This is a genomic window from Burkholderiaceae bacterium DAT-1 (assembly GCA_019084025.1).
In the GTDB taxonomy this organism is placed as follows: Bacteria; Pseudomonadota; Gammaproteobacteria; order Burkholderiales; family Chitinimonadaceae; genus DAT-1.
The window spans coordinates 249467-262618 of sequence record JAHRBI010000001.1 but is presented as its reverse complement, the minus strand read 5'-3'; the positions used below and the strand labels follow the sequence as shown (position 1 = coordinate 262618).

The window sequence follows — 13152 nt, the reverse complement described above, 5'->3', positions numbered from 1 at the left end:
CTCGATTACCGGTTCAGAACTGGGTAGGCGAACCGCATGGCTCGCCGGAAAAACATCATCAGACTGTGTGATCAGGCAGTCATGCGCAGGCGGCTGCGATTCGCCGGAATCTGCCAGGCCGGAATGCTGGCCTTGCTGGCAGCTTCCAGCGCCATGCGGCTGATCTGCTCGGCGCGGGCATGCATTGCAGCAGCGTGGCGCAGACCTTCTTCGCGGAAACGGGCAGCTTGCTCGTGGTAGGCAGCAGCCAGATCGCGGTAGAAGGTTTCCTTGCGGGCCATTTGAGCCTCGGTCAGCAGGTGCGATTCACGGCGAGCCATTTGTTCGGCCAGCACCATGATGGTTTCAGCCTGACGCTCGAAATCACGGGCGCGGATTTCGTAGGTCTGATTGAACCAGAGGTTCGGGACTTCAACGGTTTCACCGGTGTCCAGGTAGCGGTACTGCAGACGGCTCTGGGTGTCTGCAAGAGCCGGCACACAGGCCAGCTCATATGGGCGTTCTTGATCCAGCTTGCTTTCGTAGGCGCAGTTCATGGCCATCTCCGTGACATTTCACCTTCAGTGCGCAACGCACTTTCACTCGGTGCAGGCGTATTTAACGCCTGTGAAGCTGAACGTTTCCTGAATCATGTTCAGGAAACGCAAAAAATGTGAGAAATGATTGCTGCGACCCGAGACGCAATATATTGCTTGATCCGGTTAGAATGACCCGAGTCATGTTTGGATTCGGATGCGGGTGGGCAGGAATGGATATCAAGACGTACATGGATGGGGTGGGACGAGCGGCGCGGCAGGCGTCCTCGATCTTGGCGGCGGCGGATACGGCCACCAAAAATCGCGCACTGATGGCGATGGCCGATGCGGTGGCGCGAGATGCAGCCTATTTGCTGGACGCCAATGCGCGCGATGTGGCACGGGCCAAAGATAGCGGGCTGGATGCGGCCATGCTAGACCGGCTGGCAATCTCCGAAAAATCCATTGCTGCCATGGCAGATGGTTTGCGCCAGGTCGCAGCCCTGCCTGATCCAGTCGGTGAGATGAGCGAGTTTGCGTTTCGACCCTCGGGTATTCAATTAGGGAAAATGCGCGTCCCGCTGGGCGTGATCGGCATCATCTATGAAGCACGCCCCAATGTTACTGCGGATGCAGCAGCGCTGTGCCTCAAGTCTGGCAACGCGGCTATTCTGCGTGGCGGCTCGGAAGCGCTGGAAAGCAATCAGGCGATTGCCGCGTGTGTAGCCGAAGGTCTTCGTGTGGCCGGGTTACCTGAAGCCTGTGTGCAGGTGGTAGCCACAGCAGATCGGGCCGCCGTGGGCGAGCTGATCACCATGAAACAATGGGTAGACGTGATTGTGCCGCGTGGCGGAAAAGGGCTGATCGAGCGCGTTTCGAATGAGGCACGTGTCCCCGTGATCAAGCATCTGGATGGCGTTTGCCACGTCTACATCGATGCAGATGCCGATATCGAGATGGCGATCCGCATTGCCGATAATGCCAAAACCCATCGCTATGGCACCTGCAATACGATGGAAACCCTGTTGGTGCATCGGGATGTCGCTGGTAACGTGTTGCCTGCACTGGGTAAGATTTATGGGGAAAAAGGGGTGGAACTACGCGCTTGCCCCCTCACTCGTGACATATTGCCTGCTGCATTACCTGCGACCGAGGACGACTGGTTTGCCGAATATCTGGCACCGATTCTGGCGATCCGCATCGTGAATGATATGGATGAAGCGGTCGCACATATCAATCACTATGGATCACACCATACCGATTGCATCGTCACGCAGGATTATGCGCGGGCGCATCGTTTCCTGCGTGTGGTGGATTCCAGCTCGGTCATGATTAATGCATCCACCCGCTTTGCTGACGGTTTCGAGTATGGTCTCGGCGCTGAAATCGGTATTTCCACCGACAAAATCCACGCGCGGGGTCCCGTTGGTCTGCTTGGCCTGACCTCGCAGAAGTGGGTCGTGTTCGGTCAGGGGCAGGTTCGTACCTGAGTTTGATCATCCACTGAGCATTCAGGTTTGCAACCGGCGATCCTTCATCTAATTTTAGAAGAGCGGGATTGTCCGGTTGCGGCGTGTTGTCGCAGGGGGTTCCGCAGCCACGGGGCCGCCACATGCGAAACAACCAGCCAGTGACCAACGTCGAACGCTTTTTGAAGCCGGGACAGCCCATCGTCTCCAAAACGGACCTCAAGGGCAATATTGTCTATGTGAACCCGGCGTTCTGCGAAATCAGCGGCTTCAGCGAGGCCGAGCTGATAGGCCAGCCACACAATATTGTTCGGCATCCTGATATGCCTGCCTCTGCATACGAGGATCTATGGCGAACCATACAGGCGGGTAAGCCGTGGCGCGGCTTGGTTAAAAACCGTGCGATTAATGGTGATCATTACTGGGTTGAAGCGTATGTCACGCCGGTAAGGGTGGATGGACGCATCGTCGGTTATCAATCTGTGCGTACTGTGCCTGACCGTGCTGAGGTCAGCGCTGCAGAAAATCTATACCGTGCCGTCCGGGAAGGTCGGCAAACGCTGTCAGCGACCAAACTCAATACGCTTCTGAATAAAATCAACTTTGCGCAGCGCGCTTGGCTCGCCTTTGTCGGGCTGGCGATTTTGTTTCTGGCGACGGGTCTTGCGGCTGCAGCTGATAGCAAATGGATGTGGGTATTTGCCACGACGGGCATGCTGTCTTCGCTTATCGGGGGCGGATGGTGGGTGAGTCGTGCCCTGCAAGGGATTCGTAAGGTCGAATATAGTCTTCAGCAAATCGAAGAAGGCAATTTCAAATTTACGCTACAGGTTGACGAAACGGACGAGTTTGCAGACTTGATTGTGTCAATCCGCTCTCTTGCTGTGCATTTGCGTGCCTTGATTGCCGATATTACCTCCGCTGCCACTCGCGTCAGCATGGAGGCAGATACCCTGCATGAGTCTGTCGAACACCTCTCCGAGCAGACCGGCCAGCAAAGTGAGCGCGCGATGAAGGTGAGTGCGCTGACCCAGGAAATGAGTGTCACGATTGGTGAAATCAACGATGCAACCGAAAGCACGTCGGCGAGTGCCAATGAGACCTGTGACATTGTGCTGCGCGACGAAAAAAACATGATCGGTAGTCTGGAGTCAACCCAGCGGATTGTCGATGTCGTGGGAGAAGCGCGTTCGACACTGAATGATTTGAATGCAGCGGTAGAGCGTATCGGCAGCATGACCTCTGTGATCAAGGAAATTGCAGATCAAACTAATTTACTGGCACTTAATGCGGCAATTGAAGCTGCACGTGCAGGTGAGACCGGCCGCGGATTTGCGGTGGTGGCAGATGAAGTGCGCAAACTGGCGGAACGGACTGCTTCTTCGACGCAGGATATCACCAGCAATGTAACCAATATCCAGCTGGTGACGCAGATGACCTTGATGACCATGGACAGTGCGGCGGAAGAAGTCGAGCGCGGCACTGCGTCGATCAAGGCCAGTAACGAAAGCCTGCATAAAGTGCTGGAGGCTGCACGTACCACAGTGGACAAAACGGGTCAGATTGCAGAATCCTTGCGCCAACAGGTGCGGGCATCGCATGATGTCGCCCAGTCAATTGAAGAAATCGCCTCGCTGGTTGATTCCAACTCACAGGAAGCGCAGGCAGTGAGTTCGGCTGCCCAGCAATTGACCCGGACGGCGCACTGGATGCGTCAATTGGTATCGAATTTCGAGCGGTCCATCTGAGCTGGACCCATGGAGGTCTGGTTTGCGGCGTATTGGTGTATTTGGCGGGAGTTTCGATCCTGTGCATCTGGGGCATGTGGCCATGGCAAAGGCATTCAGAGATGCCTTCCAGCTTGAGTGCGTGTACCTGATGCCAACCGCCAATCCGCCACATCGACCCAATACCCTGAGCCCGGCCCGGCATCGCGTGGCCATGCTGGAGCTGGCCTTTTCTGCTGAAACGGGTTTTCAGATCGATCAGCGTGAGATTCACCGCGATGGTACGGCCTACACCATTGATACATTGGAAGAAATTCAAAATGAGCAAGGGCCGGAAACATTGATTCACTGGTTGATTGGTGCAGATTCCTTTCTGAACATCGGTACATGGCGCCGTTGGCGGGATCTGCTAGATATAGGTGTGCTGGCAGTGGTGTGCCGTCCAGGATTCGATCTGGATGGCTGGCAGCAGCAGATGCCGGAACCGGTTGTCAGGGAAGTCCTGCCAAAAATTCAATCACTTACCTTACCCAAAACAGATTTACGCGGTACAATCTCCTTTTTACCCACCAAGCCGCTCGCCATCTCGGCGACCGCGATCCGCCAGTGTCTGGCCGGGGGCAACCCGGTAGAAGGTCTGGTGTCTGATGCGGTGCGAGACTATGCCGGGCGGCATTTGCTTTATAGATCATGACTGAAAACACACTCTCCATTGCCCAGCAGCGCGATATCGCCGTCGCAGCCCTCGAAGACGTCAAGGGCAAAGACATCATTGCTCTGGATACCACCAATCTGACCGCACTGTTCGAGTGCATGGTGGTGGCTTCGGGCGACTCCAATCGTCAGGTGAAGGCACTGGCAAACAATGTCCGCGAAAAGCTAAAGGAAGCCGGTGTCGAGATTCTCGGCATGGAAGGTGATAATACCGGCGAGTGGGTACTGGTCGATGGAGGTTCCATCATCATTCACGTGATGCTGCCGGCCGTGCGCGACTACTACAATATCGAACAGCTGTGGGGCGGCCAGAAGCCGACCTTCAACCCGACCCGTCCGTGGCAAGCCGCCATTCAGGCGCACGAAGACCTCGACGATTAATCCGGTTGTGTCTGCATGAAGCTGTACATCATTGCCGTCGGGCACAAGATGCCGGGCTGGGTGGAAGAGGCGTTTCAGGAATACCGCAAACGCATGCCCCGCGACGCCGAGATCAAACTGGTCGAGCTCAAACCGGGTGTGCGCGGTGGTGGCACCTCTGTCGAAAAGACGATGGAAACCGAGCGTGACCGCATCGAAGAGGCTTTGCCGCAAGGCGTGCGCCGGGTGATTCTGGATGAGCGAGGAGCAGCATGGACCTCCATGCAACTGGCTGCCAAGCTCAAGTCCTGGCAGCTTGATGGTCGCGATGTCGCCTTTGTGATTGGTGGTGCAGATGGTCTGCATCCCGATATCAAGCGGACTGCCGATGATCTGGTGCAATTGTCTGCCCTGACCATGCCGCATGGCATGGTGCGTGTACTACTCGCCGAGCAGTTGTATCGTGCCGTCTCTATCAATCAGGGCCATCCCTATCACCGCGAATAAGCCGCGAAGTGCCATGTCTACAGCTAGCCGTCCCCTGATCCATCTGGCATCCGCCAGCCCCCGTCGCCGCGAACTCCTGACTCAGGCAGGTATTCCATTTGAGCTGATTCGATCGGAAGTTGACGAGACGCCACTTGCGAATGAAGCTGCGAAGGCCTACGTTGAGCGGCTGGCGCGTGACAAGGCGCATGCAGGATGGCAAAAAGCAGTGAGTGAAGGCAATACGCCGCGCTGGCTGCTGTCGGCAGATACGACGGTGGCACTGGGCGATGTGATTCTGGGCAAGCCCGAAAGCACTGAAGAGGCTGTCGCGATGCTGACACGCCTGTCCGGATCGCATCATGAAGTGTTTACCGGAATTGCCGTTGCCTCGCCGGATGGCGTGCGTTCGGCGGTGGTGCGCAGTGAAGTGCGATTCCGTGAGCTGACAGAGGCGGTGATCCGTGCCTATGTATCCACTGGTGAACCGATGGACAAGGCGGGTTCATACGGTTTGCAAGGACAAGGCGGCGTACTGGTGTCCGGCATTGTGGGCAGCCCGAGCAATATTGTCGGACTGCCGATTGCCGAAACGGTGGATCTACTGATCGAAGCAGGCTACCCCTATTGGGGGGTAATTTATTTGATGGCAGAGGGGCCAACCAGCTGAACCAGTCGCTTCTTATTGGTTTCAGCTTTGGCTGCAATATCGATTATTTCCTGCTTACTGCGTTTGATATTCTGATCAAGGGCAGCGAGATCCTGTTGCTTCTCATCAATCTGCTTTTGCAGTTCTGCATTGACAGGCTGCTTGTTTTTGCTGGCAGCATCGGCGCGTTTCTGTAGCTGCGCCAGCTTCTTCTGCGCTGCTTCGATGCGCATCTGATCGGCTTGAATACGCGCTTTGCGCAGATCCGTTTCCTGATCGCGGATGGCATCGATTTCGCTAGTACGGCTGAACGTGGCGAGCAGGATTTTATCGCGGCGGTCACTTTCCTGACGTTCGGCGAGATCCTGCTTTTCCTTCTCCAGTGCCTGCTTTTGCTCCTGGCTTGGCTCAGGTGTGAATCGTTTGATGACGAGACCACCGGCATTCAACTCGACATATCCGCCTTTGGGCATGGCCGATGGCGGGGCGTCGCTCAGCTGCGTACGCCCATGCTCATCTGTCCAGCGGAAATAGTGTCCGCCACTGCCCGCAAAGACAGCAGCCGACAACAAAGCAGCCAGCATAAATCGCATCAGACTACCCCGTATTGCTGACGATAGGCCTGCACGGCTTGCAGATTCTGTTCCAGGTCAGGCTTACCTTGCAGGAAACTGATCAGGTCAGTCAGGCGTGCAATGGCGATGACGGGAATGCCATACTGTTCGGACACTTCCTGTACTGCGGATTGCTCGCCCTTGCCCTTTTCCTGACGATCCAGCGCAATCAGCACACCTGCGGGTGTGGCGCCTTGCGCACGGATCAATTCGACGGATTCGCGCACCGATGTTCCGGCGGAAATCACATCATCGATGATCATGACTTTACCCTTGAGCGGCGCACCGATCAGCGTGCCGCCTTCGCCGTGGTCCTTGGCTTCCTTGCGGTTGAACGCGAACGGTATGTTGCGTTCACGGTCAGCCAGTGCAATCGCGGTAGATGCCGCCAGTGCGATGCCCTTGTAGGCCGGGCCAAACAGCATGTCGAACTGCACGCCGGACTCAATGGCCGCTGTGGCGTAAAAGCGCGACAGTGCGCCCAGACTGGCGCCATCGTCAAACAGGCCAGCGTTGAAGAAATAAGGAGACAGGCGCCCAGCCTTGGTCTGGAACTCGCCAAAGCGCAGGACATTTTTCTGGATGGCGAAGTCGATAAAATCGGAGCGGAAGTCAGACATGGTGCAATCGTTGTCCGGAATGAATCAAACCTATAGCATATCACCCTCAAACACATTCTGGATGCTCGATCGCATGCGAATCATTTCCGCCAATCTGAACGGTATCCGTTCTGCTACAACCAAGGGCTTTCTCGACTGGCTGGCTACTCAACACGCCGATGTGGTCTGCGTTCAGGAACTGAAGGCGCAGGATGCCGATCTGACCGACGCCATGCGCAATCCTGCGGGGTTGACCGGATATTTCCATCCCGCTGAAAAGAAGGGTTATAGCGGCGTCGGAATTTACTGCAGGCAGAAACCGGATGAGGTGATCGTCGGCCTGGGTATTGCCGATATCGATGCCGAAGGGCGCTATATCGAGGCGCGATTTGGCAATCTGTCGGTTGTGTCGCTGTATCTGCCGTCGGGTTCCAGTTCCGATGAGCGTCAACAGGTCAAGTTCTCGTTTCTAGACCGGTTCAAGCCGATTTTGCAGGCGCTGATCGAGTCTGGTCGTGAAGTGGTGATGTGCGGTGACTGGAACATCGCCCACAAGGAAATTGACCTGAAAAACTGGAAGGGCAATCTCAAGAATTCCGGCTTTTTGCCAGAAGAACGCCAGTGGATGACGGATATTCAGGCCATGGGCTGGGTGGATACGTGGCGCACGCTGTATCCAGAGCAGCCCGGCTATACCTGGTGGTCGAATCGCGGGCAGGCCTATGCCAAGGATGTCGGGTGGCGTATTGACTATCAGCTGGTCACGCCGGTGATGGGTAGCAAAGCGCGTGCATCAAGCATCTACAAAGATCAGAGATTTTCAGATCACGCGCCGCTGATTGTAGATTTCGAGTAAACGCCGATCAGGCATCCGGGCTGTGGGCGGCCTCCCTGCCGTTCCATGGCGCAATCCAGATCAGCATGATCATGCCCGGAATGCCCGCCAGGAAGCAGAACAGGAAGTAGTCAGTCCAGCCAAGATGTTCTGCTACCCAGCCCATTCCTGCATTGATGCCTGTGCGTGGCAGTGATGCAATGCTGGTGAGCAGGGCAAGCTGGGTGGCGGCATAGCTGGGATGTGTACTCCGGGCAATAAAGGAGACGAATGCCGCTGTGCCGAGTCCGATGCCGAAATACTCCAGACTGATGGCTGTTCCGAGTGCCCATAGGTCGTGACCGATCTGTGCCAGTACTGCAAAACCCAGTACCGCACTCAATTGCATGGCTCCAAATATCCACAGTGCTCGGTTCAGTCCAAGACGCAACATCCAGATACCGCCTACCATGCCGCCGATAATGGCTGGCCACAGCCCGGCTTGCTTGGCAATCACGCCGATTTCAGTTTTCGTGAAGCCCAGATCCAGATAGAACGCGGTGGAGAGTGCTGTCGCCATGCCATCGCCCAGCTTGTACATGCACATAAACAGCAGAATGAGTACGGTTGATCCTGCACCATGGCGCTGAACAAATTCGCGAAACGGGCCGATGACAGACTCTCTGAGGCCTTTGGGTTCAGGCGCTTGATGGGCTGGGGCTGGGGATAGTAATAGCGTTGCAAACGCGCCGGGTAACATGAAAAGCGCCGTCACCAGAAAGACGCTTGACCACGGCATGTGGTCAGACAGAATCAGGGCGAGTGAGGCGGGAATCAGTCCGGAGATCCGGTAGGCATTTACATGAATGATGTTGCCCAGGCCTTGTTCAACATCGTCCAGTAGTTCGCGGCGATAGGCGTCCAGCACAATGTCCTGAGTCGCGGACAGGAAGGCAATGGCGACGGAAACCAGTGCGATAATGCCGAGATCGACTTGAGGGTTGAACTGACCCAGCACCGGAATGATGCATGTCAGGGCGATTTGCAGGACAACCATCCAGCCACGGCGTCGTCCCAGCCATCCCGACATCAGTGCATAGCGGTCCAGAAACGGTGACCACAGAAATTTCCATGTGTAGGGCATCTGCACCAGTGTCATCAGCCCGATGGATTTCAGGTCAACATGTTCGGAGCGCATCCATGCGGGCAGAAGTTGCAGGAGCAAAAACAGTGGCAAGCCCGAGCTAAAGCCTGTGAATACACAGACCAGCATGCGGCGTGACAGGAGGGCAGTGCGCCAGTTGAGAGCGTGTTCTGACATGGTGGGAGGCAAATGCGATGATGGGCGAAACAATAACAGAATTCCTATCCTGCATTGCCGGGGAATGTTGCAAATAGAGCAGTTGGGGCAGTTAAGTCAGCGCTAAGATTGTGCTAAATATGCATTTGGCATTATTCTTTAACCGCAAGAGAACAAAAGAAATCTGTTGTGCGATGTACTCATTTGATTTTGCTTAAGTGGCGTGCAATGAAGCGCGTGTTAAGATCAGCGCGCATAAAAATCATCATGATATACGTGTAGTTTTGCAGCTGAATCTGTGTCTGAAGGGCGAAGCAATTGGAAGCGAATGTAGTGATTGAAGCAGGTAAGGCGTGTATTACCTTGCGTGGAAGCTTCACAATTGAGCATTATCATGCGTTTAAGTGCGCGGTTGCACAATTAAGCGAAAATGATGGTTTAGAAGAAGTCTCCATTGATTTTAGTGCAGTACCCATGATTGATAGTACTGCACTGGGCATGTTGCTGCTTCTGCGTGAACGCCTGGAAGGACGGGCCATTCGCCTATTTGGCGTACGCGGAACGGTTCGGTCTGTCCTCAATATCACCAGTCTGGATCATTTGTTCTCCATTGACATGCATCGCCACGCATCCTGCCTCTAATCACTCTGCTCGATGACGTCGCGCAGAATGTTAGACAATATGCTCGCTCGCTTCATCCATGCCGAATTTCTGCAGCTTGCGGGTCAGCGTGTTTCTCCCTAGTCCTAGCCGTTCGGCTGCTTCAATGCGCTTACCCTGAGTGGCATGCAATGCTCGGCCAATCAGCGTAGATTCGAACTGATCCTGCATTTCCTCGATAAAGCCACTATCTCCGCGATTCAAGCGACGATCAACCTCCTGCGCCAGAAGACTGATCCAGTCGCCTTGGACAAGTTCGCTCTGCCCATGTAGCTCTTGTGGTAAATCGGCTTGATTGACGGTCTGTCCGGGTGACATCACCGCAATCCAATGGCAAAAGTTTTCGAGCTGACGCACATTACCCGGAAAATCGAAGGCGCACAGACTGCGCATGGCCTCTTCACTGAGACGCTTGGGTTCTACCCCTAATTCCCGCGCGGACTTGAGCAGGAAATGCCGTGCCAGCAGCGGTATATCTTCACGACGTTCGCGCAGCGGTGGTAGGCGAAGCCGGATGACATTAAGCCGGTGGAACAAATCTTCGCGAAATAGGCCTTGTTTGACACGCTCTTCAAGGTGTTGATGCGTGGCTGCGATGACGCGGACATTGGCTTTGATGGGTGAATGGCCGCCAACCCGGTAGAAGTAGCCATCGGACAGCACACGCAATAAACGCGTCTGCAATTCAGGTGGCATATCGCCGATTTCGTCCAGAAACAGTGTGCCACCTTCGGCCTGCTCGAATCGGCCTAGTCGTTTCTCCTGTGCGCCGGTAAACGAGCCACGTTCATGCCCAAACAGTTCGGACTCAAGTAGCTCGCGTGGAATAGCCGCCGTGTTGAGCGCAATGAAAGCTTTATGAGCACGTGGCGAGTGACGATGCAGCGCGCGCGCCACCAGTTCCTTGCCTGATCCTGATTCCCCGGTCACCAGCACCGTCGCGTTAGACTGACTCAAGCGGCCAATTGCACGAAATACATCCTGCATGGCAGATGCTTGGCCGAGCATGTCCGGCGCAACATGCTCGCCAGCATCAGCCTCTTCGTCACGCACCCGTTCGTTTAGCGCGCGACGAATCAGCGTAATCGCATGGTCGACATCGAACGGCTTGGGGAGATATTCAAAGGCACCACCCTGGAATGCTGCCACTGCGCTGTCCAAATCAGAATGCGCGGTCATGATGATGACGGGCAGATTCGGAAAGCGCTGCTTTAGTTCCGACAATAAGGCCAGTCCGGACTCGCCCGGCATGCGGATGTCACTGACCACAACATCCGGTGTTTCGTTGCGCAATGCACTGAGTGCGGCAGATGCCGATTCAAAGCAGCGATGCTGGATGTGCTCGCGACCAAGTGCTTTTTCAAACACCCAGCGAATAGAACGATCATCATCAATGATCCAGACAGGTTTCATGGGTGCACAAGGCTCCGTGGGGTGTCTTCGTGGGTCCAGCCATTGATGGGGAGCATGATGGTAAAGGTCGTGTGACCCGGCTCACTCTCAAATTCAATGGTGCCGTTGTGTTGCATAACAAAGGTGTGTGCGAGATGCAGGCCGATGCCTGTACCGCCTGGTCGAGCAGAAACCAGCGGGTAGAACAGCGTGTCGCGTATATGATCCGGGATGCCGGGGCCGTTATCGGTAATCTGCATGCAAATCGCCAGTGGAAAGCGACGGCGGTTCAGGGTGACCTGGCGGGCAATCCGGGTGCGCAGAATGATTTCACCCGCACCATGCATCACCTGTACCGCATTGCGCACAATATTGAGTGTGGCCTGTATCAGCTGCTCGCGGTCGCCAATGATAGGGGGCAGGCTGATATCGTAGTCGCGGCGAACGGCGAGCCCATTGGGCGTTTCTGCCAGAACAACCGTACGCACGCGCTCCAGTACTTCATGTATGTTCAGTTCGCCTACCTGGGGCAGGCGACTGGGCGTCAGGAGTCTATCCAGCAGGCTTTGCAGTCGGTCGGCTTCGTCGGTGATGACCTGTGTGTATTCGCGCAGATCCGGACTGTGAAGCTCGTGCTGCAGTAATTGCGCAGCGCCGCGTATACCGCCTAGGGGATTCTTGATTTCGTGCGCCAGATTGCGGATCAGCTGACGATTGGCGTGTTGTTGTGCCGCCAGTCGCTCTTCATTGACGATTTTGCGCTGCTGGTCGGTCTGGCGACATTCGAGAATGATGACGGCAGGTTGCTCTACTTGCTTAATGGTAAAGCTGATATGAATGGTACTGCCCAGCCGTAGAGCCAGAGCGACATCGTGCTCGGTGACGCTGGCATTCTGCTGCATGGCGGCATCAAGCGCGGCCAGGATTTCGCCCGGTTCGCTAAAGCAGGCTGAAAGCGGGCGACCAGCTGTCTCGCGTGCATTCAGCTCGAACAGGCTTTCTGCGGCGGGGTTCATGCTGAGCACGCAAGCAGAGGCATCAAGCACGATGACGGCAGTTTCCAGCAGTTCGAGTCCGCCTAATTGTAAATGCAGCATGATGGCAATGTGCTCCGGATAGTCACTGGGCATCAAGCAATTAGCAGGCCAGCTTCATGTACGGATGTGCATTTGCTGGAGGCTATATACATCAATCACTTGCGTGACCTGCTTTGCCTGAATGTGCCATCTGTGGGCGATCACAGAGATAGTATGCACCATATTGGTGCATTTATTTGGCGCGACTCATTTCTTTTTTGAGCGCTTCGATATTTTTCTCGTGCAGCATGACTTCATCGCGCAATTTTGCCTGCTTCTCCGGCGCGGAGGTTTGCAGATTGTTGCGAACTTGATTCAATAATCGCTGTTCGCTATCCATTTCGCTTTGCAGGATGCTCAGACGATTCTGGTCGCGTGCATTCTGGGTCGAGCTATCTACTCTTGGAAAATTGCTGGGGGTGGGGGCGGAATAGCTCGTGCTGCCGCCACTACTGCCAGATGAGCCGCTGGCACGCGGTTTGGGGGCGGGGATGGGATCAGGGAGATTGCCCAGATCGATTTTTTTTGCCCCTTTGCTGGGGACATTAGAGTAGGTGACGTGTCCTTCCGCATCCACGGAACGGTAAATGTCGGCGCAAACGTGTATGGATGCCAAGGCAGCCAGACAGAAACTGATGGTGGAGACATGCGCTTTCATCGATGCGGCAGAACCTGTTTTAAAACCAACGGCATATTACGACATCTCATGTGCCGGACGCAAAAATGCCCCGCATGCAGTATGCGGGGCATGGGCTGAATCGCGACTGAATGTCGGGA

General features: G+C 55.3%; 15 protein-coding genes. 8 read left to right on the top strand and 7 right to left on the bottom strand.

The window, feature by feature from the left end:
* Nucleotides 1-71 precede the first annotated feature (71 nt).
* On the bottom strand, nt 72-536 hold the full coding sequence (locus KSF73_01205) for a hypothetical protein (GenBank protein ID MBV1774324.1): 465 nt from the start codon (nt 534-536) through the stop codon (nt 72-74).
* A gap of 212 nt (nt 537-748) precedes the next feature.
* On the opposite strand from KSF73_01205, the gene KSF73_01200 reads away from it, so the two are divergent.
* From KSF73_01200 to KSF73_01175, 6 genes are all read left to right on the top strand, one after another.
* Complete coding sequence (locus tag KSF73_01200) at nt 749-2005, top strand: glutamate-5-semialdehyde dehydrogenase (GenBank protein ID MBV1774323.1); 1257 nt, start codon at nt 749-751, stop codon at nt 2003-2005.
* 122 nt (nt 2006-2127) lie between these two features.
* Nucleotides 2128-3732 (top strand): PAS domain S-box protein, encoded by a 1605-nt coding sequence (locus KSF73_01195; protein MBV1774322.1) that lies wholly within the window; start codon nt 2128-2130, stop codon nt 3730-3732.
* A gap of 22 nt (nt 3733-3754) precedes the next feature.
* On the top strand, nt 3755-4405 hold the full coding sequence (gene nadD, locus KSF73_01190; GenBank protein MBV1774321.1) for a nicotinate-nucleotide adenylyltransferase: 651 nt from the start codon (nt 3755-3757) through the stop codon (nt 4403-4405).
* The gene (gene rsfS / locus KSF73_01185; GenBank protein MBV1774320.1) at nt 4402-4806 is read left to right on the top strand and encodes a ribosome silencing factor; all 405 of its coding nucleotides are present in this window, start codon (nt 4402-4404) and stop codon (nt 4804-4806) included. The genes nadD and rsfS overlap by 4 nt, the downstream gene beginning before the upstream one ends.
* 15 nt (nt 4807-4821) lie before the next feature.
* A complete protein-coding gene (rlmH, locus tag KSF73_01180; GenBank protein MBV1774319.1) occupies nt 4822-5292 on the top strand; it encodes a 23S rRNA (pseudouridine(1915)-N(3))-methyltransferase RlmH in 471 nt (156 codons plus the stop codon).
* Nucleotides 5293-5305: 13 nt separating this feature from the next.
* On the top strand, nt 5306-5941 hold the full coding sequence (locus KSF73_01175) for a Maf family protein (protein MBV1774318.1): 636 nt from the start codon (nt 5306-5308) through the stop codon (nt 5939-5941).
* Here the strand turns inward: KSF73_01175 and KSF73_01170 are convergent.
* Both KSF73_01170 and pyrE read right to left on the bottom strand, forming a co-directional pair.
* Entirely contained in the window at nt 5911-6513 is a 603-nt protein-coding gene (locus KSF73_01170; protein ID MBV1774317.1) for a DUF4124 domain-containing protein, read from the bottom strand. The genes KSF73_01175 and KSF73_01170 overlap by 31 nt on opposite strands.
* The gene (gene pyrE, locus KSF73_01165) at nt 6513-7154 is read right to left on the bottom strand and encodes an orotate phosphoribosyltransferase (protein MBV1774316.1); all 642 of its coding nucleotides are present in this window, start codon (nt 7152-7154) and stop codon (nt 6513-6515) included. Before pyrE ends, KSF73_01170 begins: the two co-directional genes overlap by 1 nt.
* A gap of 73 nt (nt 7155-7227) precedes the next feature.
* Here pyrE and xth point away from each other — a divergent pair, with 73 nt between their 5' ends.
* Nucleotides 7228-7989 carry an exodeoxyribonuclease III gene (xth, locus tag KSF73_01160; GenBank protein ID MBV1774315.1) on the top strand — a complete coding sequence of 254 codons (762 nt, stop codon included), beginning with the start codon at nt 7228-7230 and terminating at the stop codon, nt 7987-7989.
* Nucleotides 7990-7996: 7 nt separating this feature from the next.
* Here the strand turns inward: xth and KSF73_01155 are convergent, their stop codons facing one another.
* Nucleotides 7997-9268 (bottom strand): AmpG family muropeptide MFS transporter, encoded by a 1272-nt coding sequence (locus KSF73_01155; GenBank protein ID MBV1774314.1) that lies wholly within the window; start codon nt 9266-9268, stop codon nt 7997-7999.
* 297 nt (nt 9269-9565) lie between these two features.
* Between KSF73_01155 and KSF73_01150 the strand changes: the two genes are divergently transcribed.
* Nucleotides 9566-9889 carry an STAS domain-containing protein gene (locus KSF73_01150; protein ID MBV1774313.1) on the top strand — a complete coding sequence of 108 codons (324 nt, stop codon included), beginning with the start codon at nt 9566-9568 and terminating at the stop codon, nt 9887-9889.
* Between the two features lie 30 nt (nt 9890-9919).
* On the opposite strand, the gene ntrC is transcribed toward KSF73_01150, so the two are convergent.
* The 3 genes from ntrC to KSF73_01135 form a co-directional block, all read right to left on the bottom strand.
* Nucleotides 9920-11320: a nitrogen regulation protein NR(I) gene (gene ntrC, locus KSF73_01145; protein MBV1774312.1), complete on the bottom strand. Its 1401-nt coding sequence runs from the start codon at nt 11318-11320 to the stop codon at nt 9920-9922.
* Nucleotides 11317-12396, bottom strand: a complete 1080-nt coding sequence (locus KSF73_01140; protein ID MBV1774311.1) for a PAS domain-containing protein — start codon at nt 12394-12396, stop codon at nt 11317-11319. The genes ntrC and KSF73_01140 overlap by 4 nt, the downstream gene beginning before the upstream one ends.
* A gap of 172 nt (nt 12397-12568) precedes the next feature.
* Entirely contained in the window at nt 12569-13033 is a 465-nt protein-coding gene (locus KSF73_01135) for a DUF4124 domain-containing protein (protein ID MBV1774310.1), read from the bottom strand.
* Nucleotides 13034-13152: the final 119 nt, after the last annotated feature.

Excerpts from the sequence above, each read along its gene's own strand:
- KSF73_01205 (MBV1774324.1), bottom strand. The coding sequence starts at position 536 with ATGAACTGCGCCTACGAAAGCAAGCTGGATCAAGAACGCCCATATGAG.
- KSF73_01200 (MBV1774323.1), top strand. The coding sequence starts at position 749 with ATGGATATCAAGACGTACATGGATGGGGTGGGACGAGCGGCGCGGCAG.
- KSF73_01195 (MBV1774322.1), top strand. The coding sequence starts at position 2,128 with ATGCGAAACAACCAGCCAGTGACCAACGTCGAACGCTTTTTGAAGCCG.
- rsfS (MBV1774320.1), top strand. The coding sequence starts at position 4,402 with ATGACTGAAAACACACTCTCCATTGCCCAGCAGCGCGATATCGCCGTC.
- rlmH (MBV1774319.1), top strand. The coding sequence starts at position 4,822 with ATGAAGCTGTACATCATTGCCGTCGGGCACAAGATGCCGGGCTGGGTG.
- KSF73_01175 (MBV1774318.1), top strand. The coding sequence starts at position 5,306 with ATGTCTACAGCTAGCCGTCCCCTGATCCATCTGGCATCCGCCAGCCCC.
- KSF73_01170 (MBV1774317.1), bottom strand. The coding sequence starts at position 6,513 with ATGCGATTTATGCTGGCTGCTTTGTTGTCGGCTGCTGTCTTTGCGGGC.
- pyrE (MBV1774316.1), bottom strand. The coding sequence starts at position 7,154 with ATGTCTGACTTCCGCTCCGATTTTATCGACTTCGCCATCCAGAAAAAT.
- xth (MBV1774315.1), top strand. The coding sequence starts at position 7,228 with ATGCGAATCATTTCCGCCAATCTGAACGGTATCCGTTCTGCTACAACC.
- KSF73_01155 (MBV1774314.1), bottom strand. The coding sequence starts at position 9,268 with ATGTCAGAACACGCTCTCAACTGGCGCACTGCCCTCCTGTCACGCCGC.
- ntrC (MBV1774312.1), bottom strand. The coding sequence starts at position 11,320 with ATGAAACCTGTCTGGATCATTGATGATGATCGTTCTATTCGCTGGGTG.
- KSF73_01140 (MBV1774311.1), bottom strand. The coding sequence starts at position 12,396 with ATGCTGCATTTACAATTAGGCGGACTCGAACTGCTGGAAACTGCCGTC.
- KSF73_01135 (MBV1774310.1), bottom strand. The coding sequence starts at position 13,033 with ATGAAAGCGCATGTCTCCACCATCAGTTTCTGTCTGGCTGCCTTGGCA.